General features: G+C 64.6%; 39 protein-coding genes. All 39 read right to left on the minus strand.

Features of this window, described 5'->3' with window-relative positions; all coding sequences use genetic code 11:
• Nucleotides 1-46: 46 nt before the first annotated feature.
• On the minus strand, nt 47-478 hold the full coding sequence (locus C5F48_RS12405) for a 2Fe-2S iron-sulfur cluster-binding protein (protein WP_281269383.1): 432 nt from the start codon (nt 476-478) through the stop codon (nt 47-49).
• A gap of 168 nt (nt 479-646) precedes the next feature.
• Nucleotides 647-1,435, minus strand: a complete 789-nt coding sequence (locus C5F48_RS12410) for an amino acid ABC transporter ATP-binding protein (protein WP_107664226.1) — start codon at nt 1,433-1,435, stop codon at nt 647-649.
• An 11-nt stretch (nt 1,436-1,446) separates the two neighbouring features.
• Nucleotides 1,447-2,769 carry an amino acid ABC transporter permease gene (locus tag C5F48_RS12415; protein ID WP_107664227.1) on the minus strand — a complete coding sequence of 441 codons (1,323 nt, stop codon included), beginning with the start codon at nt 2,767-2,769 and terminating at the stop codon, nt 1,447-1,449.
• A 1-nt stretch (nt 2,770) separates the two neighbouring features.
• The gene (locus tag C5F48_RS12420) at nt 2,771-4,033 is read right to left on the minus strand and encodes an amino acid ABC transporter permease (RefSeq protein WP_107664228.1); all 1,263 of its coding nucleotides are present in this window, start codon (nt 4,031-4,033) and stop codon (nt 2,771-2,773) included.
• A gap of 156 nt (nt 4,034-4,189) precedes the next feature.
• Nucleotides 4,190-5,206 (minus strand): amino acid ABC transporter substrate-binding protein, encoded by a 1,017-nt coding sequence (locus C5F48_RS12425; protein WP_107664229.1) that lies wholly within the window; start codon nt 5,204-5,206, stop codon nt 4,190-4,192.
• A gap of 235 nt (nt 5,207-5,441) precedes the next feature.
• Nucleotides 5,442-6,149: an ATP12 family chaperone protein gene (locus C5F48_RS12430; protein ID WP_107664230.1), complete on the minus strand. Its 708-nt coding sequence runs from the start codon at nt 6,147-6,149 to the stop codon at nt 5,442-5,444.
• Nucleotides 6,149-7,186 (minus strand): RluA family pseudouridine synthase, encoded by a 1,038-nt coding sequence (locus C5F48_RS12435; protein ID WP_107664231.1) that lies wholly within the window; start codon nt 7,184-7,186, stop codon nt 6,149-6,151. Before C5F48_RS12435 ends, C5F48_RS12430 begins: the two co-directional genes overlap by 1 nt.
• Entirely contained in the window at nt 7,183-7,557 is a 375-nt protein-coding gene (gene crcB / locus C5F48_RS12440) for a fluoride efflux transporter CrcB (protein WP_107664232.1), read from the minus strand. Before crcB ends, C5F48_RS12435 begins: the two co-directional genes overlap by 4 nt.
• 46 nt (nt 7,558-7,603) lie before the next feature.
• Complete coding sequence (locus C5F48_RS12445) at nt 7,604-8,914, minus strand: replication-associated recombination protein A (RefSeq protein WP_107664233.1); 1,311 nt, start codon at nt 8,912-8,914, stop codon at nt 7,604-7,606.
• A 39-nt stretch (nt 8,915-8,953) separates the two neighbouring features.
• On the minus strand, nt 8,954-10,342 hold the full coding sequence (locus C5F48_RS12450; RefSeq protein ID WP_107664234.1) for a Do family serine endopeptidase: 1,389 nt from the start codon (nt 10,340-10,342) through the stop codon (nt 8,954-8,956).
• 71 nt (nt 10,343-10,413) lie between these two features.
• The gene (locus tag C5F48_RS12455; RefSeq protein WP_107664235.1) at nt 10,414-11,025 is read right to left on the minus strand and encodes an autoinducer binding domain-containing protein; all 612 of its coding nucleotides are present in this window, start codon (nt 11,023-11,025) and stop codon (nt 10,414-10,416) included.
• Nucleotides 11,026-11,244: 219 nt separating this feature from the next.
• Entirely contained in the window at nt 11,245-11,664 is a 420-nt protein-coding gene (rplQ, locus tag C5F48_RS12460) for a 50S ribosomal protein L17 (RefSeq protein WP_107664236.1), read from the minus strand.
• 133 nt (nt 11,665-11,797) lie between these two features.
• Nucleotides 11,798-12,814 carry a DNA-directed RNA polymerase subunit alpha gene (locus C5F48_RS12465; RefSeq protein ID WP_107664237.1) on the minus strand — a complete coding sequence of 339 codons (1,017 nt, stop codon included), beginning with the start codon at nt 12,812-12,814 and terminating at the stop codon, nt 11,798-11,800.
• A 116-nt stretch (nt 12,815-12,930) separates the two neighbouring features.
• Complete coding sequence (gene rpsK, locus C5F48_RS12470; protein WP_107664238.1) at nt 12,931-13,320, minus strand: 30S ribosomal protein S11; 390 nt, start codon at nt 13,318-13,320, stop codon at nt 12,931-12,933.
• 13 nt (nt 13,321-13,333) lie between these two features.
• Nucleotides 13,334-13,702, minus strand: coding sequence for a 30S ribosomal protein S13 (gene rpsM / locus C5F48_RS12475; protein WP_107664239.1), 369 nt, complete (start codon nt 13,700-13,702; stop codon nt 13,334-13,336).
• A 177-nt stretch (nt 13,703-13,879) separates the two neighbouring features.
• The gene (locus tag C5F48_RS12480; RefSeq protein WP_107664240.1) at nt 13,880-14,533 is read right to left on the minus strand and encodes an adenylate kinase; all 654 of its coding nucleotides are present in this window, start codon (nt 14,531-14,533) and stop codon (nt 13,880-13,882) included.
• Nucleotides 14,534-14,544: 11 nt separating this feature from the next.
• Nucleotides 14,545-15,903 carry a preprotein translocase subunit SecY gene (gene secY / locus C5F48_RS12485; protein WP_107664241.1) on the minus strand — a complete coding sequence of 453 codons (1,359 nt, stop codon included), beginning with the start codon at nt 15,901-15,903 and terminating at the stop codon, nt 14,545-14,547.
• Nucleotides 15,904-16,021: 118 nt separating this feature from the next.
• On the minus strand, nt 16,022-16,507 hold the full coding sequence (rplO, locus tag C5F48_RS12490) for a 50S ribosomal protein L15 (RefSeq protein ID WP_107664242.1): 486 nt from the start codon (nt 16,505-16,507) through the stop codon (nt 16,022-16,024).
• Between the two features lie 193 nt (nt 16,508-16,700).
• Entirely contained in the window at nt 16,701-16,895 is a 195-nt protein-coding gene (rpmD, locus tag C5F48_RS12495) for a 50S ribosomal protein L30 (RefSeq protein ID WP_107664243.1), read from the minus strand.
• Nucleotides 16,896-16,897: 2 nt separating this feature from the next.
• Nucleotides 16,898-17,461: a 30S ribosomal protein S5 gene (gene rpsE / locus C5F48_RS12500; protein ID WP_107664244.1), complete on the minus strand. Its 564-nt coding sequence runs from the start codon at nt 17,459-17,461 to the stop codon at nt 16,898-16,900.
• Nucleotides 17,462-17,471: 10 nt separating this feature from the next.
• Entirely contained in the window at nt 17,472-17,831 is a 360-nt protein-coding gene (gene rplR, locus C5F48_RS12505) for a 50S ribosomal protein L18 (protein ID WP_107664245.1), read from the minus strand.
• An 11-nt stretch (nt 17,832-17,842) separates the two neighbouring features.
• The gene (rplF, locus tag C5F48_RS12510) at nt 17,843-18,376 is read right to left on the minus strand and encodes a 50S ribosomal protein L6 (protein WP_107664246.1); all 534 of its coding nucleotides are present in this window, start codon (nt 18,374-18,376) and stop codon (nt 17,843-17,845) included.
• A gap of 10 nt (nt 18,377-18,386) precedes the next feature.
• Nucleotides 18,387-18,785: a 30S ribosomal protein S8 gene (gene rpsH / locus C5F48_RS12515; RefSeq protein ID WP_107664247.1), complete on the minus strand. Its 399-nt coding sequence runs from the start codon at nt 18,783-18,785 to the stop codon at nt 18,387-18,389.
• A 12-nt stretch (nt 18,786-18,797) separates the two neighbouring features.
• Nucleotides 18,798-19,103 carry a 30S ribosomal protein S14 gene (gene rpsN, locus C5F48_RS12520; RefSeq protein WP_107664248.1) on the minus strand — a complete coding sequence of 102 codons (306 nt, stop codon included), beginning with the start codon at nt 19,101-19,103 and terminating at the stop codon, nt 18,798-18,800.
• Nucleotides 19,104-19,122: 19 nt separating this feature from the next.
• Nucleotides 19,123-19,683 carry a 50S ribosomal protein L5 gene (gene rplE, locus C5F48_RS12525; protein ID WP_107664249.1) on the minus strand — a complete coding sequence of 187 codons (561 nt, stop codon included), beginning with the start codon at nt 19,681-19,683 and terminating at the stop codon, nt 19,123-19,125.
• Complete coding sequence (gene rplX, locus C5F48_RS12530; protein ID WP_107664250.1) at nt 19,683-19,988, minus strand: 50S ribosomal protein L24; 306 nt, start codon at nt 19,986-19,988, stop codon at nt 19,683-19,685. The genes rplE and rplX overlap by 1 nt, the downstream gene beginning before the upstream one ends.
• Nucleotides 19,988-20,356 (minus strand): 50S ribosomal protein L14, encoded by a 369-nt coding sequence (gene rplN / locus C5F48_RS12535; RefSeq protein WP_002722508.1) that lies wholly within the window; start codon nt 20,354-20,356, stop codon nt 19,988-19,990. The genes rplX and rplN overlap by 1 nt, the downstream gene beginning before the upstream one ends.
• A 73-nt stretch (nt 20,357-20,429) precedes the next feature.
• Nucleotides 20,430-20,669 (minus strand): 30S ribosomal protein S17, encoded by a 240-nt coding sequence (rpsQ, locus tag C5F48_RS12540; RefSeq protein ID WP_107664251.1) that lies wholly within the window; start codon nt 20,667-20,669, stop codon nt 20,430-20,432.
• An 11-nt stretch (nt 20,670-20,680) separates the two neighbouring features.
• Nucleotides 20,681-20,884, minus strand: a complete 204-nt coding sequence (gene rpmC, locus C5F48_RS12545; protein WP_107664252.1) for a 50S ribosomal protein L29 — start codon at nt 20,882-20,884, stop codon at nt 20,681-20,683.
• Nucleotides 20,885-21,134: 250 nt separating this feature from the next.
• On the minus strand, nt 21,135-21,548 hold the full coding sequence (gene rplP / locus C5F48_RS12550) for a 50S ribosomal protein L16 (protein WP_107664253.1): 414 nt from the start codon (nt 21,546-21,548) through the stop codon (nt 21,135-21,137).
• Between the two features lie 12 nt (nt 21,549-21,560).
• Nucleotides 21,561-22,271 carry a 30S ribosomal protein S3 gene (gene rpsC / locus C5F48_RS12555; protein WP_107664254.1) on the minus strand — a complete coding sequence of 237 codons (711 nt, stop codon included), beginning with the start codon at nt 22,269-22,271 and terminating at the stop codon, nt 21,561-21,563.
• Nucleotides 22,271-22,651, minus strand: a complete 381-nt coding sequence (gene rplV / locus C5F48_RS12560; RefSeq protein ID WP_107664255.1) for a 50S ribosomal protein L22 — start codon at nt 22,649-22,651, stop codon at nt 22,271-22,273. Before rplV ends, rpsC begins: the two co-directional genes overlap by 1 nt.
• A gap of 3 nt (nt 22,652-22,654) precedes the next feature.
• Entirely contained in the window at nt 22,655-22,933 is a 279-nt protein-coding gene (gene rpsS, locus C5F48_RS12565) for a 30S ribosomal protein S19 (protein WP_107664256.1), read from the minus strand.
• A 3-nt stretch (nt 22,934-22,936) separates the two neighbouring features.
• Nucleotides 22,937-23,776, minus strand: a complete 840-nt coding sequence (gene rplB / locus C5F48_RS12570; RefSeq protein WP_107664257.1) for a 50S ribosomal protein L2 — start codon at nt 23,774-23,776, stop codon at nt 22,937-22,939.
• 120 nt (nt 23,777-23,896) lie between these two features.
• Nucleotides 23,897-24,193, minus strand: coding sequence for a 50S ribosomal protein L23 (locus tag C5F48_RS12575; protein ID WP_107664258.1), 297 nt, complete (start codon nt 24,191-24,193; stop codon nt 23,897-23,899).
• Complete coding sequence (rplD, locus tag C5F48_RS12580; protein ID WP_107664259.1) at nt 24,190-24,810, minus strand: 50S ribosomal protein L4; 621 nt, start codon at nt 24,808-24,810, stop codon at nt 24,190-24,192. The genes C5F48_RS12575 and rplD overlap by 4 nt, the downstream gene beginning before the upstream one ends.
• The gene (rplC, locus tag C5F48_RS12585) at nt 24,800-25,636 is read right to left on the minus strand and encodes a 50S ribosomal protein L3 (protein WP_107664260.1); all 837 of its coding nucleotides are present in this window, start codon (nt 25,634-25,636) and stop codon (nt 24,800-24,802) included. Before rplC ends, rplD begins: the two co-directional genes overlap by 11 nt.
• A gap of 14 nt (nt 25,637-25,650) precedes the next feature.
• Complete coding sequence (gene rpsJ / locus C5F48_RS12590) at nt 25,651-25,956, minus strand: 30S ribosomal protein S10 (protein ID WP_107664261.1); 306 nt, start codon at nt 25,954-25,956, stop codon at nt 25,651-25,653.
• Nucleotides 25,957-26,025: 69 nt separating this feature from the next.
• Nucleotides 26,026-26,341 (minus strand): EF-Tu C-terminal domain-related protein (locus tag C5F48_RS12595; RefSeq protein ID WP_502525974.1); only part of this gene is annotated, 316 nt, incomplete at its 5' end.

A 26,341-nucleotide genomic window follows, 5' to 3' on the forward strand; every position in this document is an offset into this window, starting at 1 on the left:
CGGACGGACACNCCNCCGCCCTTTCCGCGAGAGCGACGCCCGCCGCTCAGGCCCCGCCCGGCGCGCCCGAGAAGCTGACCGTCACATCCTCGTCGCGGGCGATGAACTGGCAGGCCAGCCGGTAGGGCGGCGGCAGGTCGCGCACCTCGGCATCCTCGATGTCCTGCGCCGTCAGCTTGCCCAGCTCCTTCAGTTTCAGCTTTTCCTTCTCGGTCAGGGTGATGCCCTTCTTCACCGATGGCTCGGCATAGGTCACCTCGATCAGGCAGGAGGCGCAGTTGCCGTCCCGGCAGTCGAAGGGGATCGGGATGTGGTTCTCCTCGGCCAGCACCAGAATGGTCTTGGTGTCGCCCGCGACCGCATAGACCGATTTCGGCCCGTGCATGATCGGTGAGGTGAAGGTGACGGTTGCCATGTGCAGATATCCCTTGCTGCCCGCCCGTCCCTCCTCGGGGTCGGGCGGCGGTTGCTTGATCATCGGCGGCGCACACCTTTCCTCAGGGTAAGGGGCTAGGCTGCGGGCTCAAAGCGCAGGGAGGTCGCAGTTTCCGGCGGGGCCAGACCTGCAGGGCCGGGAAAACTGCCCGCGAAAACGCCAAAGGCGCCGCATTTTCATGCGACGCCTCCGGGTGCGCGGCAGCGCGGCTCAGTGGCCGAGGATCTGGCTGAGGAACAGCTTGGTCCGCTCGCTCTTGGGGTTGTTGAAGAACTCGCGCGGCTCGTTCTGCTCGACGATCTGGCCCTGATCCATGAAGATCACCCGGTTGGCCACGGCCTGCGCGAAGCCCATCTCGTGCGTCACGCAGAGCATGGTCATGCCCTCTTCGGCGAGCTCGATCATGGTGTCGAGCACTTCCTTGATCATCTCGGGGTCGAGCGCCGAGGTCGGCTCGTCGAAGAGCATGATCCGCGGCTTCATGCAGAGCGAGCGGGCGATCGCCACCCGCTGCTGCTGCCCGCCCGACAGCTGGCCCGGATACTTGTTCGCCTGCTCGGGGATCTTCACCTTGCGCAGATAGTGCATGGCGATCTCCTCGGCCTCCTTCTTCGGGGTCTTGCGGACCCAGATCGGCGCGAGGGTGCAGTTCTCGAGGATGGTGAGATGCGGGAAGAGGTTGAAGTGCTGGAACACCATGCCGACCTCGGAGCGCACCTTGTCGATGTTCTTCAGGTCGGAGGTCAGCTCGGTCCCGTCCACCACGATCTGCCCGGCCTGATGCTCCTCCAGCCGGTTGATGCAGCGGATCAGGGTCGACTTGCCCGAACCGGAGGGACCGCAGATCACGATGCGCTCGCCCCGGTTCACCGTCATGTTGATGTCGCGCAGCACATGGAAGGTGCCGTACCACTTGTTCATCTGGACGATCTGGATCGCCACCTCGTCGCTGACCTGCATGTGGCTGCGGTCGATGGCCCGTGCGATGGTTTCGGTCATGTCACAGCTCCTCAGCGATGGTCGGTTTTCAGCTTGCGCTCGAGATACATCGAGTAGCGCGACATGCTGAAGTTGAAGATGAAGAAGATGGCGCCGACGAAGATGTAGGGCTCCCAGTAGATGCCCTTCCAGTCCGGAGAGGCGCGCACGGCGTCGGTGATGCCCTTCAACGGGTCGAGCAGGCCGACGAAGACCACCAGCGTCGTGTCCTTGAACATGCCGATGAAGGTCGAGACGATGCCCGGGATCGAGATCTTCAGCGCCTGCGGCAGGATGATCAGCCGCTGGGCGCGGAAGTAGTCGAGCCCCAGCGCATCCGCCGCCTCGTACTGGCCGCGCGGCAGGGCGGCGAGACCGCCCCGGATCACCTCGGCGATATAGGCCGCGGCAAACAGCGTGACCATGATGATGACGCGCAGGATGATGTCGAAGGTGGTGCCCGGCGGCAGGAAGTAGTTCAGGAGCAGCGAGGCGGTGAAGAGCAGCGTGATCAACGGCACGCCGCGGATGAACTCGATGAAGCAGACCGACAGGCTCTTGATCAGGAACATGTCCGACTGCCGCCCGAGCGCCAGCACGATGCCCAGCGGCAGCGACAGGGCGATGCCCGAGACTCCGATGGTGAGGGCGAGGACGAAGCCGCCGAACTTGTCGGAGCGGACCTCCTCCATCCACCAGGGCATCGAGCGCGGCAGCAGGTTGCCCAGGTCTTCGGCGACAGGGCCGGCGAGGAACAGCCACCAGAGCACCGGCAGCAGGATCGCCGCAACGACCCCGGCGAGCGGGCTGATCCGCTGGCCGAAGTGGAAGGCGGCCCAGCCGAGGGCGAGGCCGAGCAGCGCCACCACCGGCACGAAGACCGACCCGCCCCAGAGCAGCCAGAAGGCGAGGCCGGGATAGATCGCGCTGAACCACAGGAGCTGCCGCGGCGCCTTGGAGAAGAGCACCGGGGCGAGCGCCACGAACAGCAGCAGCAGCGCCGTCACCGGCCGCCAATAGAGGTGGTTCGGGTAGAAGCCGAACAGGAACTGCGGCCAGCGCTCGCGGATCACCGCCCAGCAGGCGCCGCTTTCGCGGCCGGCGTCGGCGATGATCTGGCGGCATTCGGCAATGCTTCCGGCGTTCCAGACCGAGGCGAGCAGCCAGGGCAGCATGCCCTGCACCACCCAGTAGATCGCCGCGATGGCGAGCAGGGTCAGGATCACGTTGAGCGGTCCCGACAGCAGGTTCTCGCGCATCCAGCGCACCGCGCCGGCCTCGGTGGTGGGCGGGTTGGCCTGCGGCAGCATGGTGTCGCGGACGAAGGGAACGGTCTGTGCGTGGGTATCGCTCATCTCACCGCTCCTTCAGTTTGACGGAGGCGTTGTAGACGTTCATCAGCCCCGAGATGATCAGGCTGATCGTCAGATAGATCAGCATCATCAACAGCACGCATTCCAGCTCGCGCCCGGTCTGGTTCAGCGTGATGCCGCCCAGCGTGCCGCGCAGGTCGAGGTAGCCAACGGCGATGGCGAGCGAGGAGTTCTTGGTGAGGTTGAGGTATTGCGAGATCAGGGGCGGAATGATGACCCGCAGCGCTTGCGGCAGGATCACGAGGTTCATGGTGCGCGCCGGACGCAGGCCGAGGGCGAAGGCGGCCTCGGACTGGCCCTTGGAGATGGCGAGCACGCCGGCGCGGACGATCTCGGCAATGAAGGCGCCGGTGTAGAGCGACAGGGCGAGCCAGAGCGCCATGAAGGAGTTCGACACGTTCAGCCCGCCGGTGAAGTTGAAGCCCTTCAGTTCGGGGAACTCGAAGTGGAAGCCCATGGCGATCAGCGCCGCCACCGGGATGCCGACCAGCAGCAGCAGCGATTGCCACCAGGTCGTCGGACGGTCGCCCGTGGCCTCCTGGATGCGGGTGGCGCGGCGCAGCGCCATCCGGTTCAGGAAGAAGCCGACGACAATCGCAGCGACCAGCAGCAGGAAATCGACGCTGACGTAGAACAGCCCGATGTTGAGCCAGCCGAGATCGAGGCCGAAGACCGGGTTCGGGATCGCGGTGTAGCGGTTGGTGACGGCGAAGGCGTCGAGGAACATCGAGGTGGCGGCCTCGCCGGTTTCGGCATTGACCCGGAAGGCGTTGGGCGCCGGGGCGGCCTCGGTGAAGACGGCGTAGATCAGCAGGATCCACAAGAGCAGCGGGATGTTGCGGAAGATCTCGACATAGACCGTCATCAGCCGGGCGATGAGCCAGTTCTTCGACAGGCGCAGCACGCCGACCAGAACCCCGATGACCGTCGCCGCGATACAGCCCAGGAAGGCCACCAAGAGCGTGTTCAACAGGCCGATCAGCAGCGCCCGGCCGTGGGTGCTGTCGTTGGTGTATTCCACCAGCCGCTGGCTGATGTCATAGCCGGCGCGCGCCCCGAGGAAGCTGAAGTTGAAATCCTTGCCGAGCGCCTGCAGGTTGCGGATCGTGTTGTCGACCAGCCATGCCGCGCCTGCCATGACCAGCAGGAAGACGACGATCTGGATGGTCAGCGATCGGTAGCGCGTATCGTAAAGCAACATGCTGAGCCGAAAGCTGGGCTTCGGCACGTCCGCGACGTTTGCCATGCGGTATCCCCATGATACGGACCTGCCGGACCGGCTTTTGCCGGTGGTTCTGGCGTCGTTGCGCCCCGAGCGTCCGAATTGTTACCCTGTGTGGTCGAAGCCTTGCGGCATCAGGTGCGAAGGGGCGCGTCCTGCGACGCGCCCCCTGCGATCAGCTTACCGGAACGGCGGAGCGTAGAGCAGGCCGCCCTGGGTCCACTGCGCGTTCAGGCCACGGGCGAGGCCGATCGGGGTGGCTTCGCCGATGGTTGCGGCGAAGATCTCGCCGTAGTTGCCGGCGACGCCGATGGCGCGCTTGGCCCAGTCCTTGTCGAGCCCGGTCATCACGCCGAGATCACCCTCAGCGCCCAGCAGGCGCTTCACTTCCGGGTTCGGCGAGTTGGCGGCGAGCTCTTCCATGTTGGCGGAGGTCACACCGTATTCCTCGGCGGCGATCAGCGCGTTCAGCGTCCAGCGCACGATGTCGGCCCACTGGTTGTCGCCATGGCGCACGGCCGGCCCGAGCGGCTCTTTCGAGATGATCTCGGGGAGGATGATGTGGTTTTCCGGATCGGCGAAGGAAGCGCGGGTCGAGGCGAGGCCCGAGGCGTCGGTAGTGTAGGCGTCGCAGGCGCCGGCGGCGTACTGCTGCTCACCCTCGGCGTTGGTCTCGATGGCGACCGGGGTGTAGTTCAGGTTGTTGGTCTTGAACCAGTCGGCGAGGTTGAGCTCGGTGGTGGTGCCGGTCTGGATGCAGATCGTGGCGCCTTCCAGCTCCTTGGCCGAGGTCACGCCGAGGTCCTTGCGGACCATGAAGCCCTGGCCGTCGTAGTAGTTCACGCCGACGAAATCGAGCTTGAGGTCGGTGTCGCGCGAGAAGGTCCAGGTGGAGTTCCGCGCCAGCATGTCCACTTCGCCCGAGGCGAGCGCGGTGAAACGGGTCTGCCCCGTGGTCGGGACGAATTTCACCTTGGTCGCATCGCCGAGAACGGCGGCGGCGACGGCGCGGCAGATCGCCACGTCAAAGCCCGACCAGACGCCGTTGGCGTCGGGCAGCGAAAAGCCGGTCAGACCGGTCGACACACCACAGTTCAGCTCGCCACGCGCCTTGACGTCGTCGAGCGTCGCCGCGGACACCATGCCGGCCGCAAGGCCCGCCACAGTCAGCGTGCCAAGAAAAGCGGATTTTTTCATGCGTACCTCTTCCTGATTTACCGCCCGATTTCAGGCGGATTCTTGTTCGTGTCCCCGGACGGGTGGAGACGCCACTTTTGGAGGAAACCATCCCCTCAGTGGAAGTCAGTGTCGTCCGAAGCAGTTTGAAACGTCAAGACAAACGAGAAACTCGCCGAAGTTTTGTGCAATTACATCCGTTTGCGCAGAGATAAGGCAATCCCGCGCTCCGGCGAGCCTGAGTAGCGCAGGATTGTTACCGGCACAATCCGTAGAATCGCGCTGCATGGAGGAAAGCGTCGCGCCGGACGGCCTCGGATTCGGCGGCGGTTTCGTCCTCGCCCCAGAGCTCGATCTGCCAGGATTCGTCGAGGCGCGAGAGGGTCCAGGCCTCTTCGGGCGCAAGCCGGCCGTCAGTGACCGCCAGGGCCAGCACCAGCGAGCCGGAAATGGCGACGAGATCATGGACCGCTGCCAGTTCGAAGGGAGAAAAGCCATGGACCCGGGCGGTGAGCCGGGCCATGCTCGGCTCCGGCTGCGGGATGTGCATGACGCCGGCGGTGGCCCGCAGCGGCGCGTCGTGGCTTTCGGCCAGCCAGTCTAGCAGCGGGTCCCAGGCGGCGGCCTGCCGGGCGACCAGCTCGCGCGGGGCCTCGGCGCGGTAGCAGAGCAGGTCGGTGCCGCCATAGCTGGCCAGCATGTCGGCCACCTCGGCGAATTGCGGCGCCACCTTGTCCAGCGCCGAATTGGCCATGCGGGTGGTCGGCATCGAATCCGGGTTCACCAGCCCCTGCTGCGCGTCCCATTCGGCGGCGATCGCCTCGGCCAGCGCCCGCGTCGGCACGACGAGCGGCGTCTTGGCCGGTGTCTTCACCGGGCGCTCGTCGAGCCGCACGGTGAAGCCGCCGTCGCAGGCCACGGCCGTCGCCTGTTTCCAGAAACGTTTCGCGGTCCAGGCGGCCATCAGCTGTCCCTGAAGGGGTTCTCGGGCACGTCGCCCTCTTTCCAGTCGAACTGCGCCCAGGTCCTGGCCATATGCTCGGGAAGCCGGGCGGTGAAGGTCGTCAGCACCTTGGTTACCGGATGCTCCACGGTCAGGCTGCGGGCATGCAGGTGCAGCTTGCGGCTCAGCTCGCCGCCCAGGGTCGCGCCCCAGCCATCACCGAGGTTCTCCTGACCCGAGCCGCCATACTTGCCGTCGCCGATGATCGGATGCCCCAGCTCGGCCATATGCGCGCGCAGCTGGTGGGTGCGGCCGGTGATCGGCGACAGCGCCATCCAGGACAGCCGGCTGCCGAGGAACCAGAGGGTGAAGAAATCGGTCTGGGCGCGCTTGGCCTCCGGATAATCGGCCATCTTGGCGGGATGGACGCAGAGCATCTTCTCGCCCTCGCCGCCCCGGCCATGGCCCGGCGCCTTCATCAGCCCGTATTTTACCGAGCCCTGCCGCGGGTTCGGCACCCCGGCGACGGCAGCCCAGTAGATCTTGCGGGTGTTGCGGTGACGCAGCGCCTCGGACAGCCCACGCGCCACCCGGTCGGTGCGGGCCAGCATCAGGACGCCGGAGGTGTCCTTGTCGAGCCGGTGCACCAGCTTCGGCTTTTCCTTGTAGCCGAACTTCAGCGCCTCGGCCAAACCGTCGACATGCCGGTCGCCCTGCCCCGAGCCGCCCTGCGACGGCAGGCCCGGCGGCTTGTTCAGCACGATCATGTGCTCGTCGCGGAAGATCACGCAGTCCTGGATCATCTGCTCGTCGGACTTCGACACGCGGGATTCGCGCGGACGCGGCGCTTCGGCGTCGGGCAGCGGCGGCACGCGGATCTCCATCCCCGGCGCCACGCGGTCCGAGGCCTTGGCGCGCGCGCCATCCACCCGGATCTGGCCGGTGCGGCACATCTTCTCGACGGCGCCCTGCGTCACATGCGGGAAGCGGCGCTTGAACCAGCGGTCGAGGCGCTGCTCGCCCTCTTCCGCCGCGACAGTCAGCAGTTGCACGCTCATAGCAGTCCCCGTGTGATGGCCATGCCCGCAACCAATGCGGCGAGCGACAGGATGACCGAACCCAGCACATAGCCGCCGGCCAAGGCGATCTGGCCCCGCTCGTAGAGCGTCACCGCATCCAGCGAGAAGGCCGAGAAGGTGGTGAAGCCGCCGAGCATCCCGGTCATCAGCAAGGGGGCGAAGCGCATGCCGCCCTTCTCCGCCAAGGCCACCACCAGCACGCCCATCAGGAACGAGCCGAGGACGTTGACGACAACGGTGGCCACGGGAAAGCCGGGACCAAAGGCGCGCATCGCGGCGACATTGGTCAGGTAGCGCAACGAGGCGCCGAGGGCGCCGCCGAGCGCCACCTGGGGAAGGGTCATGATCATCGCGCTTCTCTGTGGCCTCGCCCCCCGAATGTCAACCGGTGCAGGCTCAACCGCCCTGCCGCTTGGTCCTGAGCCTGGAGAAATACTCCACCCGTTTCTTCAGCTCGCGCTCGAAGCCCCGCTCTTCGGGAAGATACCAGACCGGACGCTTCATCGTCTCGGGGAAGTAGTCCTGCCCGGAGAAGCCATCCCCGGCGTCGTGGTCATACTGATAGCCCGAGCCGTAGCCGATCTCCTTCATCATCTTGGTCGGCGCGTTCAGAATATGCTTCGGCGGCGGTTCCGACCCGGTCGATCTGGCCGAGGCGCGGGCCTGCTTGTAGGCGGTGTAAACCGCGTTCGATTTCGGCGCGAGCGCGAGGTAGACCAGCGCCTGCGCCAACGCCAGTTCGCCCTCGGGCGAGCCGAGCCGTTCGTAGGTGTTCCAGCTTTCCAGGCAGATGCCCTGCGCCTGCGGATCGGCCAGCCCAATATCCTCCACCGCCATCCGGGTGATGCGGCGGGCGAGGAAGCGCGGGTCCTCGCCGCCTTCCAGCATCCGGGCGAACCAGTAGAGCGCCGCGTCGGGGTCGGAACCGCGCACCGATTTGTGCAGGGCGGAGATGAGGTTGTAATGCTCCTCGCCCGACTTGTCGTATTTCGCGGCGCGCCGCATCAGCCGCTTGGCGAGCTGGTCGCGGTCCATTGCGGCGTCGGTCTTCCAGGCCATGACCTGCTCGATCAGGTTCAGCAGCGCCCGACCATCGCCATCGGCCATCTCCAAGAGCGCCTCGCGCGCCTCGCCCTTCAGTGGCAGCGCGCGGTGCAGCTCCTGCTCGGCCCGCTGGGCCAGCAGCTCCAGATCGGTCAGCGTCAGCCGCTCCAGCACGATGACCTGCGCCCGCGACATCAGCGCGGCATTCAACTCGAAACTGGGGTTCTCGGTGGTGGCCCCGACCAGAAGGATGGTGCCATCCTCCATGTAGGGCAAAAAACCGTCCTGCTGCGCCTTGTTGAAGCGGTGGATCTCGTCGACGAAAAGCAGCGTACCCTGACCGTTGCCGCGGCGCAGCTTGGCGGATTCGAACACCTTGCGCAGGTCGGGCACCCCGGTGAAGATCGCCGAGATCTGCACGAAGGCCAGATCGGTCTCCTTCGCCAGCAGTCGAGCGATCGTGGTCTTGCCCACCCCCGGCGGACCCCAGAGGATCAGCGACGAGAGGCTCTGCGCCGTCAGCATCGCGCCCAGAGGCCCGTCGCGCGACAGCACCTTCTGCTGGCCGATCACCTCGGCCAGCGTCTTCGGCCGCAGCCGGTCGGCCAGCGGGCGGGGCGCTTCGGGCGGCGCGGCATGGGGCGTATCGAAGAGATCGGACATCTGGGGAGCCTATGCCGCCGAGGCAGCCGTGGAAAGGGATCAGAGACGGAAGCGCAGCCGCAACTGCTGGCCCTGGCGCAACACGTCGATCGCCCAGTAGCGCACCCGGTCGCCGGCGGCGCGGCGCACGTCGGCGGGGCGGTCGATGCCCTCGCCGTTGATCGCCAGCAGGATGTCGCCCGGCAGCAGCCCGGCCCGCGCCGCCAGCCCTTCGGAGGCGGTCACCACCACCCCCTCGCCGACGAAGGGAAGGTCCAGCTCGGCGATGACCGCCGGGTTGATCCGCGCCACCGAGAGGCCCGAGAGCACCGTATCGTCGCCCAGCGTCAGCGCCTCGCGGTCGGGGCGGTCCGGGGCGGCGATCAGCGCCAGCTCGGCCGCGCGCTCCTTGCCGTCGCGCAGATAGGTGACCGGGGCCGTCTCGCCGATGCCGAGCGAGGCCATGCGGAAGATCACCTCCTGCGGGCTGTCGGTGCGCTGCCCGGCCAAGGTCAGCACCACGTCGCCGGGCAAGAGCCCCGCCTCGCGGAACGGGCTGGCGGGATGCAGGTCGGTCAGCACGACGCCCTCGGGCCGCGGCAGGCCCATCGCCTCGGCCAGCGAGGCGTCGACCGCCTGCCCGGTGACCCCGGCCCAGGGCCGCTGGAAGCTGGTCTCGCCCGCCTCGGCCTGGGCGATGAAGCTCTGCACCAGATTGGCCGGGATGGCGAAGCCGATGCCGTTGGAGCCGCCGGACTGGGTGAGGATCGCCGTGTTGATGCCGACCAGCCGCCCCGCCACGTCGATCAGCGCCCCGCCGGAGTTGCCCGGGTTGATCGCCGCGTCGGTCTGGATGAAATACCCCCGCCCGCCATCGACCGAGAGGCCCGAGCGCGCCAGCCCGGAGACGATGCCGGAGGACACGGTCTGGCCGACGCCGAAGGGGTTGCCGATGGCCAGCACCAGCTCGCCGACCTCGACCTCGTCGGAATTGCGCAGCGGCAGCACCGGCAGCTCGCTCGCATCCTCCAGCTTCAGGATCGCCAGATCGCTTTCCTGATCGGACAGCAGCACCTCGGCCCGGTACTCGCGCCGGTCGTTCAGCACCACCTTGATCTCGGTCGCCTGCCCGACGACGTGGTAGTTCGACACCACGATGCCATCGGCCGAAACGATCACGCCGGAGCCGAGCGAATTCTGCAGCCGCGGCTGCTTCGCGCCGAAGTCGCGGAAGAACTGGTCGAAGAACGGGTCGGCTGCGAAAGGGCTGACCCGGGTCTGCACCACACGGCTGGCATAGATGTTCACCACCGCCGGCGCGACCTTCCGCACCACCGGCGCGAAGCCGAGGCTGATCTCGGCCTGCGAGCTCGGGACGACGGTCTCGGCGTGGAGGCCCGGCGGCGTGACGAAGAGCAGACACAGGGCGGCAATCGGGACCAGACGCATCGGCAGACTCCAGAAGGATGGCACCGGCATATGTAATCAGCCCGCCCGCCGCCACAAGCCACGCTTGCGTGTCACAGCAGCCGGAAATCCTTGGCCCGCCGGATCGCCTCGGCCGTGGTCCGGGCCCCGAGTTTCACCCGCGCGCCGAGAATGCGGGCTTTCAGCGCGCTTTCCGAGATGCCGAGCTTTTCCGCCGCCGCCGCATGCCGGTCGCCATTGGCGATGCAGCGCAGCGCGATGATCTGCGCTTCGGTCAGATCTTCGGCCGGAGCCGTCAGTTCATGCAGGCGCAACATGGTGTCATGCAGCCTTGCAATCTCGTCCTCGGCAAACTCCCGGTCGCCGCGCGCGAAACTGCCGATGCTGCGCGAGCGCAGCGGGCCATGCGAACAGGTGACGCCATAGGCCAGGCCGAAACTGCGCGCATCGGTGAATACCCCTGCCGGGTCGGACTCTGCCAGATCGCTCCAACGGATCGAGCCGGTATTGGCGAAAGCCCAGAGCGTCGCCGGATCGGTCATCAGATAGCCGCGCTCGCTGTAACGCTCGATCCATGCCGGATCATAGCTGTGGCGGGCAATCAAAGGTGTGGTGAACCGGATATGCAGCGCGACTAGATATCCTGCAGGGGCCAAATAACCCAGCTGTCGGAATTCGAAATCGGCACCCAAGGTCACGGACATTCTTTTCTTCGACGATCGCGATCGGCGCCGGCTCTCATCAAGCGGCAAACCTGTTATCGCGGAACAACTGGCGCAATTAGAGCTGCCCAGACGCAGCAAAGCAATAGACAAAGCCTATCAGTTTGATTTGTCGGAGCGCATTTTCGATAAAATACCGCCTCAATGCAAAAGAAAAGGCCCGCCTGAGGCGGGCCTTGAAAATATCGCGCGACGCCGACCTCAGACGTCGACGAACTCTTCCGAATTGGTGCGGGCCTTGTCGGCAGCGCCCTTCGCGGCCGGATCGCGGTCGACGAACTCGATGATCGCCATCGGCGCCATGTCGCCATAGCGGAAGCCGGCCTTCAGCACGCGGACATAGCCGCCCTGACGGTTGGCGTAGCGCGGGCCGAGGATGGCGAACAGGCGCTCGACATACTGGTCCTGCTTCAGCTGCGAGGCGGCCTGACGGCGGGCGTGCAGGTCGCCGCGCTTGGCGAGCGTGATCAGCTTCTCGATGATCGGACGCAGTTCCTTGGCCTTCGGCAGGGTGGTCTTGATCTGCTCGTGCTCGATCAGCGAGCCGGCCATGTTGGCGAACAGCGCCTTGCGGTGCTCGTGGGTGCGGTTCAGGCGGCGGTATCCGCGTGCGTGACGCATGGGTCTTCTCCTTCAGTTTTGCTTTGTCCGGCTCGCCCTCGCATGGGCGGCTCACCTTGGGGCATCATGCCCGGAGTTCCCCCGCCTGGCGGGGCATTTGCGTAGGGTGGGGTTATACCCCACCCTGCTTTTCTCAGAACTGGTCTTCGAAACGCTTGGCCAGATCCTCGATGTTTTCCGGCGGCCAATCCTCGACGTCCATCCCGAGATGAAGGCCCATGCCCGAAAGCACTTCCTTGATCTCGTTCAGCGACTTGCGGCCGAAGTTCGGGGTGCGCAGCATCTCGGCTTCGGTCTTCTGGATCAGATCGCCGATGTAGACGATGTTGTCGTTCTTCAGGCAGTTCGCCGAACGCACCGACAGCTCGAGCTCGTCGACCTTCTTCAGCAGCAGCGGGTTGAATTCCAGCCCGTCTTCCACGTCGTGACGCATCGCCGATTCCGGCTCGTCGAAGTTCACGAAGATCGACAGCTGGTCCTGCAGGATGCGCGCGGCATAGGCCACGGCGTCGTCCGGGGTCAGGCCGCCGTCGGTCTCGACGCGCATGGTCAGCTTGTCATAGTCCAGCACCTGGCCCTCGCGGGTCGGCTGGACCTCGTAGCTGACCTTCTTCACCGGCGAGTAGATCGCGTCGATCGGGATCAGGCCGATCGGCGCATCCTCGGGGCGGTTCTTGTCTGCGGCAACGTAGCCCTTGCCGGTGCTGACGGTCAGTTCCATGAAGACGTCGGCGCCGTCGTCGAGGTGACAGATCACGTGGTCCTTGTTCAGGATCTCGATGCCGTTCGATTCGGAGATGTCGCCGGCGGTGACGACGCCCGGACCCTTGGCGGAGATCGACAGGCGCTTCGGCCCTTCGACTTCCATCTTGATCGCGACGCCCTTGAGGTTCAGCACGATGTCGGTCACGTCCTCGCGGACGCCGGCAACGCTGGAGAACTCGTGCAGGACGTTGTCGATCTGCACGGAGGTGATGGCCGCGCCCTGCAGCGACGACATCAGCACGCGACGCAGCGCGTTGCCCAGCGTCAGACCGAAGCCGCGTTCAAGCGGTTCCGCAATGACGGTGGCGATGCGCGCCGGATCCGCACCCGGCTTCACCACCAGCTGCGTCGGCTTAATCAGTTCGGCCCAATTCTTGTGGATCATGCGTGTAACCTCCATACCTGTCTCCTGCCCATGTCCTTAAGCAGGTGACGCCCGAGGATCAGAAATGACGTAATCGGGCCGCGCCCATGGCACGGCCCGACCCTATTGAGAAAACCTCAGACGCGGCGGCGCTTCGGCGGACGGCAGCCGTTGTGCGCCATCGGGGTCACATCACGGATCGAAGTGATGTTGAGACCGACCGCAGCCAGCGCGCGGAGCGCCGATTCGCGGCCCGAACCCGGGCCCTGCACTTCGACCTCGATGGTCTTCATGCCATGTTCCTGAGCCTTGCGGGCCGCATCCTCGGCCGCCATCTGGGCGGCGTAGGGCGTGGATTTCCGCGAGCCCTTGAAGCCCATGGTGCCGGCGGACGACCAGGAGATCGCGTTGCCCTGCACATCGGAGATCAGGATCTTGGTGTTGTTGAAGGAGGAGTTCACATGAGCAACGCCGGCGGCGATGTTCTTGCGCTCTTTACGCTTCATACGGGTCTTGTCACGTGCCATATTTCAGCGCCCCTTATTTCTTCTTGCCAGCGATGGCTTTGGCCGGACCCTTGCGCGTGCGCGCATTGGTGTGGGTACGCTGACCGCGGACCGGCAGGTTGCGACGGTGGCGCAGGCCACGGTAGCAGCCGAGGTCCATCAGGCGCTTCACGTTCATCGAGGTTTCGCGACGCAGGTCGCCTTCCACGGTGAAGTTGGCGTCGATGTGCTCGCGGATCGCCAGCACTTCGGCGTCGGAGAGTTCGTTCACGCGACGGGCGCGGTCGATGCCCACGGCCTCACAGATCTGCTCCGCGATATGCGGACCGATGCCGGTGATGTAGGTCAGGGCGATGGGAACCCGCTTGGAAGTCGGGATGTTGACGCCAGCAATACGTGCCAAACGTTTTTCCTTTTTGGTTGCGGCCCCGTAGTGCCAGGACCTTTTTTCACAACTCCGGCGCAAGCTCAGCCTTGCCGGTCAGTCGTCTGATTGCGGAAACCCCGCAGCCGCGACGATTCCCTTGCGGGACGCCGTGACTTATGGGGTTTTCACCTGTGCGTCAAGGCCGCAGGCGGCTTATTTGCCGCTGTCAAGCACTTTGGCGACTTCTGCCGAAACCGTCTCCATGTCGGCGAGCCCGTCGACAGACGAAAGCTGCCCCTTGGCGTAGTAGTAGCCGATCAACGGAGAGGTCTTCTTGTAGTATTCCATCAGCCGCTTGGACAGCGCGGCCTCGGTGTCGTCGGCCCGGCGGCGCAGGTCGGTGGAGCCGCAGGCATCGCAGACGCCGGGGGTGGCGGTCGGCTTGGTCTGGTCGTGGTAGACCGCGCCGCAGTTGCCGCAGGTGTAGCGCCCGGTGATGCGGGCCACCAGAGCCGCATCATCCACCTGCATCTCGATCACCGCATCGAGCCCCTGCCCCATCTGGGCCAGCAGGTCGGCCAGGGCGTCGGCCTGCGGCAGGGTGCGCGGGAAGCCGTCGAAGATGAAGCCGCCCGCCGAAGGGGTGGAGAGCTTCTCGCGGATCAGGCCGATGACGATCTCGTCGGTCACCAGCTCGCCGCGGTCCATCACCTCGGCGGCCTTGCGGCCCATCTCCGAGCCGCTGGTCTTGGCCTCGCGCAGCATGTCGCCGGTCGACAACTGCACCATGCCGCGCTCGTCCACCAAACGCTTGGCCTGCGTACCTTTGCCGGCGCCGGGCGGCCCCAGAAGAATGACGTTTACCATGAAACCTTCCCTCAGCGGCGGGTCGGAGCCTTGGCCCCTGTCCGCTTCCTTCCCCGGAGCTGCGATTTTTCGATCAGCCCTTCATATTGGTGCGCCAGAAGATGCGACTGCACCTGGTTGATCGTGTCCATCGTCACCGAGACCACGATCAGCACCGAAGTGCCGCCGAAGTAGAACGGGATACCCAGCTGGCCGCGCAGGATCTCGGGCAGCAGGCAGACCGCGGCGAGATAGGCCGAGCCGAGCACGAGGATGCGGTTCACCACATACTCGAGATACTCCTCGGTCTTCTTGCCGGGACGGATGCCGGGCACGAAACCGTTCTGGTTCTTCAGGTTCTCGGCAACGTCATCCACCTTGAAGGCGACGTTGGCAGTGTAGAAATAGGCGAAGAACACGATCATCGCCGTGAAGAACAGCAGGTACAGCGGCTGCCCCGGCCCGAAATAGGCGAGGATGGTCGACATCACCGGCCCGGTCTGGGCGCCTGAGAAGGTCGAGATCGTCACCGGCAGCAGCAGCAGCGACGAGGCGAAGATCGCCGGGATGACGCCCGCCGGGTTCACCTTGATCGGCAGGTGGCTGGAGCCGCCGTCATAGACCTTCATGCCGACCTGGCGGCGCGGATACTGGATATGGATCTTGCGCAGCGCCCGCTCCATGAAGACGACGAAGGCGATCACCGCCACCACCATCACCATGACCCCGACGATCACCGCCGGGCTGATCGCCCCCGAGCGGCCCTGGCTGAAGAACTGCGCCAGATGCGCCGGAACCTCGGCGAGGATGCCGACGAAGATGATCAGCGAGATGCCGTTGCCGATGCCGCGGGCGGTAATCTGCTCGCCCAGCCACATCAGGAACATGGTGCCGCCGACCAGCGTCACCAGACAGGCGAGGCGGAAGAACAGCCCGGGCTCGGTGGCGAGATCGCCCGCCTCGAGGCTGACGGCGATGCCCCAGGCCTGGAAGGTCGCCAGCAGCACCGTGCCGTAGCGGGTGTACTGGTTGATCTTCTTGCGGCCCTGCTCGCCTTCCTTCTTCAGCTGCTCCAGCTTCGGCACCATCGAGGACATCAGCTGCACGATGATCGAGGCCGAAATATAGGGCATGATCCCGAGCGCGAAGATCCCCATGCGGCTGATCGCGCCGCCGGTGAACATGTTCAGGATGCCGCCGATCCCTGCCCCCGCATCGTCCATGAACTGCCGCAGGGCAGAGCCGTCGATGCCCGGAACCGGGATATAGGTGCCGAGGCGGTAGACCATCAGCAGGCCGATGGTGAAGAAGATTCGCTGGCGAAGGTCGGTCGCCTTGCCCAAGGCGCCCCAGCTCAGGTTCGCCGCCATTTGCTCTGCAGCAGATGCCATGCCCAGACTCTTTCCGAGACCAAGTCTCTTTCACGACAGCGCCGCCGATCCGTCTTCCGGTTCGGCGGCGCAGGAAAACTGTCAGAGGATGTAAGCGCGATAGGCCGCGCTCACAACCTTATTCTGCGCTGGCTGCCTCTTCCTTCGGCCCGCGGAGCGTGATCGACCCGCCAGCCTTCTCGATCGCCTCGATGGCCGGAGCCGAGGCGCCCGACACGTTGAGGGTCAGCGCCACGCTGATCTCGCCCTTGGCGAGGATGCGGATGCCGTCACGCTTGTGGCCGGTGACGCCGGCGGCGACCAGCATCGCCTCGTCGATCGGCTGCGCGGCGTCGAGCTTGCCGGCGTCGACGAATTTCTGGATCAGGCCCAGGTTGACGACAGCCCAGTCCTTGCGGTTCGGCTTGTTGAAGCCGCGCTTCGGCAGACGCCGGTAGAGCGGCATCTGGCCGCCTTCGTAGCCGCCGATGGCGACGCCCGAACGCGATTTCTGGCCCTTGATACCACGGCCGGCGGTCTTGCCCGAACCCGAACCCGGGCCGCGGGCGACGCGCTTGCGCTTCTTGGTGGCGCCGGCATTGTCGTGAAGTTCATGAAGTTTCATGTCGCATTCTCCTGGCCGGAACTGCCCCACCTGCGACGGACAGGGCAAACACGGCGTTTCTTGTTGCTTGACGGTTCAAACGCGGGAGCTCGCCGGGGCGACTCCACCCGCGCCTGATAAAAGGAAAGGACGCGCAGATCAAGCCCGCGCGTCCTTCATGTCGGCGGGTGCGCCAAGGCGCACCCTGCACTGTTCAGCCGCGCTCTTCGATGATCTTCACAAGATGCGAGATCTTGTTGACCATGCCGCGCACGGAAGGCGTGTCTTCCAGCTCGCGGGTGCGGTTCATCTTGTTCAGGCCGAGACCCTTGAGGGTCGCGGTCTGAATCGCGGGACGCCGGGCGGCCGAGGCCACCTGCTTCACGACGATGGTTTTCTTGTCGGCCATGATTATGCCTCCACCACTTCGGCTTCGGGCTTGCGCAGGATCTCGGCAACCTTCTTGCCGCGACGCTGGGCAACCTGACGCGGGCTCGATTCCTGCTTCAGACCGTCCATCGTGGCGCGGATCATGTTGTAGGGGTTCTGCGAGCCCATCGACTTGGCGACGACGTCCTGGATGCCGAGCATCTCGAACACCGCACGCATCGGACCACCGGCGATGATGCCGGTACCCGCAACGGCGGTCCGCATGACCACCTTGCCGGCGCCATGACGGCCTTCCATGTCGTGGTGCAGCGTCCGGCCGTCGCGCAGGGCGACGCGGATCATCTGCCGCTTGGCCTGCTCGGTCGCCTTGCGGATCGCCTCGGGCACTTCTTTCGCCTTGCCCTTGCCGAAGCCGACGCGGCCGCGCTGGTCGCCGACCACCACGAGAGCGGCAAAGCCGAAGCGCTTACCACCCTTCACGGTTTTCGACACGCGGTTGATCGCCACGAGACGATCGGCGAATTCCGGGGTCTCATCGCGCGACGGACGGTCGCTGCGGTCCCGGCGGTTCTCTCTCTCTGCCATCATCGTCTCCTTAGAACTTCAGGCCGCCTTCACGGGCTGCCTCGGCCAAAGCCTTGATCTTGCCGTGAAAGAGGAAACCACCGCGGTCGAAGTAGCACTCTTCGATCCCGGCCTGCTTCGCGCGCTCGGCAATTGCCTTGCCGACTGCCGCCGAAGCCTCGACGTTGTTCTTGCCGACGAAGCCCAGATCCTTTTCGAGGGTCGAAGCCGCCGCAAGCGTCACGCCATTGAGGTCGTCGATCAGTTGCACGCTGATGTTCTTGTTGGAGCGGTGCACAGACAGGCGCGCGCGCCCGTTTGCCATCGCCTTGATTTTGTTCCGGACGCGCAGGCGGCGCTTGAGGAACAGATCTCTTTTCGTGTTCGCCATTGTTGCGCCCCTTACTTCTTCTTGCCTTCCTTGCGGAAGATGAACTCGCCCTTGTAGCGGATGCCCTTGCCCTTGTAGGGCTCGGGCTTACGCCACTCGCGGATGTTCGCAGCGACCTGACCAACGAGTTGCTGGTCGATGCCTTCCACAATGATTTCGGTCTGCTTCGGAGTCGTGACGGTCACGCCCTCCGGAACGTCGAAGTTCACGTCGTGGCTGTAGCCCAGCGAGAGCTTCAGCACATTGCCGGCCATGGCGGCGCGGTAACCCACGCCCTGGATTTCCAGCTCTTTCTTGAAGCCGGTGGTCACGCCGGTCACCAAGTTTTCGACCTGCGACCGGGCCATGCCCCACTGCTGGCGCGCCCGCTTGGACGTGCCGCGCGGCGTCACTTTCACGGTGTTCTCTTCCACCGTGAGCGTCACGTCGTCGGTCGCGCGGAAGCTGCGGGTGCCTTTCGGCCCCTTCACTTCTACGGACTGACCCGAGATCGAGGCCGACACGCCTTGCGGCAGCGGAACGGGCTTCTTGCCGATACGAGACATTATACCCTCCTCAGAACACGGTGCAGAGCACTTCGCCGCCAACGTTGGCGGAGCGTGCTGCTGCATCGGACATGACGCCTTTCGGCGTGGAGATGATCGAGACGCCAAGACCATTGCGGACGCTCGGAAGGTCCTTGGTGGCCATGTAGACCCGACGACCGGGCTTCGAGACGCGCTTCAGTTCCTTGATGACCGGAGCGCCTTCGAAGTACTTCAGGCTGATCGTGATTTCGCCTTGTCCGTTGTCGGACTCGGCTTTCTCGTAGCCGCGGATGTAGCCTTCGTCAGCCAGCACATCCAGCACCCAGGCGCGCAGTTTCGAGGCCGGGGTCTTGACGGTGGACTTGCCACGCATCTGCGCGTTGCGGATACGGGTAAGCATATCGCCGAGAGGATCGTTCATCATCATGGTTGAACCTCCTTACCAGCTCGACTTGACCATGCCGGGGATCTGACCGAACGAGGCCAGTTCCCGCAGCATGATGCGCGAGAGTTTGAGCTTGCGATAATACGCATGCGGACGGCCCGTCAGCTGGCACCGGTTGTGCAGCCGCGTGGCGGACGAGTTGCGGGGCAGGCTTGCCAGTTTGAGCTGCGCCTTGAAGCGCTGCTCCATCGGCAGTTCGGTGTTCTTCGCGATCTCTTTCAGCGCGAGCCGCTTGGAAGCATACTGCTTCACCAGCTTGGCGCGCTTCACTTCGCGTTCGATCATGGATTTCTTCGCCATTATCTCTTTCCTCCCGCGATCAGCTGATGAAAGGCATGTTGAATTGCTTCAACAGTGCCTTCGCTTCCGCGTCGGTCTTCGCGGTGGTGCAGATGATGATGTCCATGCCGAGCACTTCATCGACTTTGTCGAATTCGATTTCCGGGAAGACGATCTGTTCCTTCAGGCCCATGGCATAGTTGCCACGGCCGTCGAACGAGGTGCCTTTCACGCCGCGGAAGTCGCGGACGCGGGGCAGCGCGATGGTGATCAGACGGTCGAGGAATTCGTACATCCGGTCGCCGCGCAGGGTCACCTTGCAGCCGAGCGGCATCTCTTCACGCACGCGGAAGCCGGCGATCGACTTTTTCGCGTGGGTGACGACAGCCTTCTGGCCGGCGATCAGCGACAGCTCTTCAGCCGCGGCTTTCACCTTCTTGGTGTCCTTGACGGCTTCGCCGACGCCCATGTTGATCACGATCTTGTCCAGACGCGGGATCTGCATGTCGTTCTTGTAGCCGAACTCTTCCTTCAGGGCGGCGCGGACGCGCTCCTTGTAGGAAGACTTGAGGCGCGGGGTATAGGTTGCCTGGTCGAGCATCAGATTGCATCTCCCGTGGTCTTGGCGAAACGCACCTTCTTGTCGCCGTCCATGCGGAAACCGACGCGGGTGGCCTTGCCGTTGGCATCCAGCAGCGCGAGGTTGGACAGGTCGATCGGCATCGCTTTCGCGATGCGGCCGCCCTGCGAGGCCTGGCTCTGCTTGGTGTGACGGATGGCGATGTTGACGCCTTCGACGATGGCCTTGTTGTCCTTGGGCGCGACAGAGGTGATTTCCCCCTGCTTGCCCTTGTCCTTACCGGCCAGCACGACGACCTTGTCGCCCTTTTTCAGCTTCGCAGCCATCAGAGCACCTCCGGCGCCAGCGAGATGATTTTCATGAAGTTCTTCGCACGCAGCTCGCGCACGACCGGCCCGAAGATACGGGTGCCGACGGGTTCGCCCTGGTTGTTCAGGATGACGGCGGCATTGCGGTCGAAGCGGATGGTGGTGCCGTCTTCACGACGGACTTCTTTGGCGGTGCGCACGACGACGGCCTTGCGGACGTCACCTTTCTTCACGCGACCGCGCGGGATGGCTTCCTTCACCGACACCACGATGATGTCGCCGACGCTGGCGTAGCGGCGGTGGGAACCACCCAGAACCTTGATGCACTGAACCCGGCGAGCGCCGGAGTTGTCAGCTACATCCAGATTGGTCTGCATCTGGATCATTTGGTTTCTCCCGACCTTTGGGGACTGACCGGATTACCGAGCCCCAGGGTTTCGTCAGAACCGGAAAGCGGACTCAAGCCGAAGCTTCAGTGACCACCGTCCAGCGTTTCGTTTTCGAGATCGGGGCGCACTCTTCAATGCGGACCTGATCGCCGGTCTTGTAGGTGTTGTTCTCGTCGTGGGCCCGGTACTTCTTGGACTTGCGGACGGTCTTGTGCAGCAGCGGATGCTTGAAGCGGCGCTCGACCAGAACCGTGATGGTCTGCTCGTTCTTGTCGCTCGTCACGGTGCCTTGCAGGATGCGTTTGGGCATGTGCGTGCTCCTCAGTTCGCCGCCGCTTCAGCGGCTTTCTGGTTCAGGACCGTCTTGATGCGGGCAACGTCACGACGGACGGCACGCACGCGGGCGGTGTTCTCAAGCTGGCCGGTGGCCTGTTGGAAGCGCAGGTTGAACGCCTCCTTCTTCAGCGCGACGAGCTGATCACGCAGCTGGTCGGGCGTCTTCGATTTCAGTTCCGAGGCGTTCATCGCCATTCCCTTCTCAATCACCAGAGCGCCCCTGCCCGTACTGCAGGGTTACACTGAACCCGGTGGATCAATGATGAACCTGCGAATCCCGGAGCCGGAAGTCGCTGGATGCGGTCGTTTACCGGAGCGGTGCCGGAAGGGCAAGGAAAAGATTCCCTCCTCAGCGCTTTCGCCGCCCGCCTGCGGCCAATAAAAAAAGGCCCCGCCGTCAGGGGCGGAGCCTTCTGTCCCGGGGTTGCCCCCGGTGTTCTTACCAGTCTTCGCGGACGACGACGCGGGTCAGCACCGGCAGCTTCATCGCGCCGAGGCGCAGGGCCTCACGCGCGACCGTCTCCGCCACGCCGTCGATCTCGAACATGATCCGGCCCGGCTTCACCTTGGCCGCCCAGTAGTCGACGGAGCCCTTGCCTTTACCCATCCGCACCTCGGTGGGTTTCGACGAGACCGGGACATCCGGGAAAATCCGGATCCAGACCCGGCCCTGGCGCTTCATGTGGCGGGTGATCGCGCGGCGGGCCGCCTCGATCTGCCGCGCGGTGACGCGCTCGGGTTCGGTGGCTTTCAGTCCAAAGGTGCCGAAGTTCAGCAGGAAGCCGCCCTTGGCTTCGCCGTGAATGCGGCCCTTGTGCTGTTTGCGGAACTTGGTCCGTTTCGGTTGCAGCATCTTCTTGCTCCCTTACGCGCGTTCGCGGCGCGGCTGACGCGGTGCAGCGCCTTCCTGGGCTTCGGAGTGACGACGATCATGCGCCTGCGGATCATGCTCAAGGATTTCACCCTTGAAGATCCACACCTTGACGCCAATGATCCCGTAGGGGGTCACGGCCTCGCAGGTCGCATAGTCGATGTCGGCGCGCAGCGTGTGCAGCGGCACACGGCCTTCACGGTACCATTCGGTCCGCGCGATCTCGGCGCCGCCGAGACGGCCACCGACGTTCACGCGGATGCCGAGCGCACCGATCCGCATCGCGTTCTGCACGCCACGCTTCATGGCGCGACGGAAGGACACGCGACGCTCCATCTGCTGGGCGATCGACTCGGCCACTAGCTGGGCGTCCAGTTCCGGCTTGCGGATCTCGACGATGTTCAGGTGCAGTTCGGACTTGGTGAACGCCGCGAGCTTCTTGCGAAGCGTCTCGATGTCCGCGCCCTTCTTGCCGATGATCACGCCCGGACGCGCCGTGTGGATCGTCACACGGCACTTCTTGTGCGGACGCTCGATGATCACCTTCGACACGCCGGCCTGCTTGGCGTAGTCGTGGATGAACTCGCGCATCTTGAGATCTTCGAGCAGCAGGTTGCCGTAGTCTTTCGACTCGGCGAACCAGCGGCTGTCCCAGGTCCGGTTGACCTGAAGGCGCATGCCGATCGGATTGACCTTCTGACCCATTACGCAGTCTCCCCGACTTGCTTGACCTTGATCGTGATCTCGCTGAACGGCTTCATGATCTTGCCGAAACGACCACGCGCCCGCGGACGGCCGCGCTTCATCACGAGGTTCTTGCCGCAGAAGGCTTCGGCGACGACGAGCTCGTCCACGTCAAGACCGTGGTTGTTCTCGGCGTTGGCGATGGCCGACTGCAGGCACTTCAGCACGTCCTGGCTGATGCGCTTCTTCGAGAAGGTGAGGTCGGCAATCGCCTTGTCCACCTTCTTGCCGCGGATCAGGCCGGCAACGAGGTTCAGCTTCTGCGGCGAGGTGCGAAGCATCTTGGCTTTCGCCATCGCTTCGTTTTCGGCCACGCGGCGCGGGTTCTTTTCCTTGCCCATGGATTACTTCCTCTTCGCTTTCTTGTCGGCGGCGTGACCGTAGTAGGTCCGCGTCGGCGAATATTCACCGAACTTCTGGCCGATCATCTCCTCGGTCACGGCGACCGGGATGTGCTTCTTGCCATTGTAGACGCCGAACGTCAGACCGACGAACTGCGGCAGGATGGTGGAGCGACGCGACCAGATCTTGATCACTTCGTTCTTGCCCGACTCGCGCGACTTTTCGGCCTTTTTCAGGACGTAGCCGTCAACGAAGGGGCCTTTCCAAACGGAACGAGACATGGATTAGCGCCCTTTCTTCTTCGCGTGACGCGAGCGGACAATGAGGTTGTCCGAAGCCTTGCTCTTGCGGGTGCGGTTGCCCTTGGTGCCTTTGCCCCACGGGGTGACCGGGTGACGGCCGCCCGAGGTGCGGCCTTCGCCGCCGCCGTGCGGGTGGTCGATCGGGTTCATGGCCACACCGCGAACGGTCGGGCGAACGCCCTTGTGACGCATCCGGCCGGCTTTACCGAAGTTCTGGTTCGAGTTGTCGGGGTTCGACACCGCGCCAACCGTGGCCATGCATTCCTGACGCACCATGCGCAGCTCGCCCGAAGAGAGGCGGATCTGGGCATAGCCGCCGTCGCGGCCGACGAACTGGGCATAGGTGCCCGCCGCACGGGCGATCTGGCCGCCCTTGCCGGCTTTCAGCTCGACGTTGTGGACGATCGTGCCGATCGGCATGCCGGAGAACGGCATCGCGTTGCCCGGCTTCACGTCGGTCTTGGCGCCGGCGATGACCGAGTCACCCACGGCGAGGCGCTGCGGCGCAAGGATATAGGCGAGTTCGCCGTCCTCGTATTTCACCAGCGCGATGAAGGCGGTCCGGTTCGGGTCGTATTCGATCCGCTCGACGACTGCCGCCATGTCGAGTTTGTTCCGCCGGAAATCGACGATGCGGTAAAGGCGCTTCGCCCCACCGCCCTTGTGCCACATCGTGACGCGTCCGGTATTGTTCCGTCCACCCGTCTTGGTCAGACCTTCAGTGAGGGTCTTGACCGGGCGGCCTTTCCAAAGCTCCGAACGGTCGATCAGAACCAACCCGCGTTGGCCAGGCGTCGTCGGCTTATACGACTTGAGTGCCATGCTCTCTGTCTTCCGTTAGCTCGAGGACCATTGCTGGTCCGGTTTAGGGCTCCGAGGATCCCCGTCTTGAAAAAATCCACGGCCCCGGAGAACCGGGGCCGTGAGATTCGTGGCCTTCTATCAAAGGCCGGTGCTGACGTCGATGGTATTTCCCTCTTCGAGCGTCACATAGGCCTTCTTCTTGTCCGAGCGGACGCCGAGGCGACCCTTGAACTTCTTGACCTTGCCCTTGGTGATGGTGGTGTTGACCGCCTTCACCTTCACGCCAAAGATCGCCTCGACGGCTTCCTTGATCGCGGGTTTGGTCGCATCCATCGCCACCTGGAAGACAACGGCGTTGGCTTCAGAAGCCATCGTCGCTTTCTCGGTGATGATCGGCTTGCGGATCACGTCGTAATGTTCGGGTTTCACGGTCATTTCAGACGTGCCTCCAGAGCTTCGATACCCGCCTTGGTGATCACGAGCGTGTCACGCTTGAGGATATCATACACGTTCGCGCCCATCGACGGCAGCACATCGACGCCCTCGAGGTTGCGGGCGGCCATAGCGAAGTTTTCGTTCACTTCGGCGCCGTCGATGATGAGCACGCGCTTCCAGCCCAGCTCCTTGACCGCCTTGGCCAGCAGAGCCGTCTTGCCCTCGCCCATGACGATGTCTTCGAGCACGATCAGGCTGCCAGCCTGCGCCTTCGCCGACAGAGCATGCTTCAGGCCGAGGGCCCGGAACTTCTTCGTCAGGTCATGCGCGTGGCTGCGCGGGGTCGGGCCCTTCACGACGCCGCCGTGGCGGAAGATCGGCGCCTTCTTGGAACCGTGGCGAGCGCCGCCGGTGCCTTTCTGGCGATAGATCTTCTTCGTCGAGTAGGACACTTCCGACCGCGTCAGCGTCGAGTGGGTGCCGGCCTGGGCTTTCGCCCGCTGCCAGCGCACCACGCGGTGCAGGATGTCGGCGCGCGGGTCGAGACCGAAGATCGCGTCGTCGAGATCGATCGAGCCAGCCTTGCTCGCGTCCAGCTTGATCACATCAGTTTTCATCGGTGTCGCCTCCGGTGGAGGGTTGTTCGGCAGCAGCGAGAGCCGCTTCTTCGGTGGCAGCCTGTTCGGCAGCCATGGCGGCGGCGTGTTCCGCTTCAGCGGCGGCGGCAGCCTCGGCAGCGGCGAGTGCTGCGGCATGGGCAGCCTGGGCGGCCGAGCGCAGCGCGGCGGGGATGATCACGTTGTCCGGAACCGGCTTCTTCACCGCGTCCTTGATCGTGACCCAGCCACCTTTCGATCCGGGGACGGCGCCCTTGATCATGATGAGGCCGCGGTCGCTGTCGGTGCGCACAACCTGCAGGTTCTGCGTGGTGACGCGGACGGCGCCCATGTGGCCGGCCATCTTCTTGCCCTTGAAGACCTTGCCCGGATCCTGGCACTGGCCCGTCGAGCCGTGCGAACGGTGCGAGACCGACACACCATGCGACGCCCGGAGGCCGCCGAAGTTGTGACGCTTCATCGCCCCCTGGAAGCCCTTACCGATCGAGGTGCCGGCGACATCGACGAACTGACCCGCGAAATAGTGGTCCGCGGTGATCTCTTCGCCCACGCCGATCAGGCAATCCGGGGTAACCCGGAATTCCGCGATCTTGCGCTTCGGCTCGACATTCGCCTTGGCGAAGTGGCCGCGCATGCCGGCGGTGGTCCGCTTGGCCTTGGCCACGCCTGCGCCGAGCTGGACGGCGGTGTAGCCATCCCGATCGGCGGTCCGCTGGGCCACGACCTGCAATGCATCAAGCTGAAGAACGGTGACAGGAACCTGCTTGCCGTCTTCGAGGAACAGCCGGGTCATGCCCAGCTTCTTTGCGATAACTCCAGAGCGCATGTTCAGGTGCTCCCTCAAACTTTGATCTGGATGTCAACGCCGGCAGCGAGGTCGAGCTTCATCAGCGCGTCCACGGTCTGCGGGGTCGGATCGACGATGTCGAGAAGACGCTTGTGCGTCCGGATTTCCCACTGGTCGCGCGACTTCTTGTCGATGTGCGGACCACGGAGAACCGTGAACTTCTCGATCTTGTTCGGCAGCGGGATCGGGCCACGCACTTGCGCGCCGGTCCGCTTGGCCGTGTTGACGATTTCCAGCGTGCTGGCGTCCAGCACGCGGTAATCGAAGGCTTTCAGCCTGATACGGATAGTCTGAGTCATGTGGTGCCCTCGGGCTTGGCGGGAAGCGGGACCGGCAACGTGCCGAGCCCGCCCCTCTTCCAATTGCAATTAAGCGATGATTTTCGAGACGACGCCCGCGCCGACGGTGCGGCCGCCTTCGCGGATGGCGAAGCGGAGTTTTTCTTCCATGGCGATCGGGGCGATCAGTTCGACGTTGAACTTCAGGTTGTCGCCCGGCATCACCATTTCGGTGCCTTCCGGCAGCTGCACGGTGCCGGTGACGTCGGTCGTGCGGAAGTAGAACTGCGGACGGTAGTTCGCGAAGAACGGCGTGTGACGGCCGCCTTCTTCCTTGGTGAGGATGTAGGCCTCAGCCTCGAACTTCGTGTGCGGCTTCACCGAAGCGGGCTTGCACAGCACCTGA

It is taken from the genome of Cereibacter changlensis JA139 (assembly GCF_003034985.1).
In the GTDB taxonomy this organism is placed as follows: Bacteria; Pseudomonadota; Alphaproteobacteria; order Rhodobacterales; family Rhodobacteraceae; genus Cereibacter; species Cereibacter changlensis.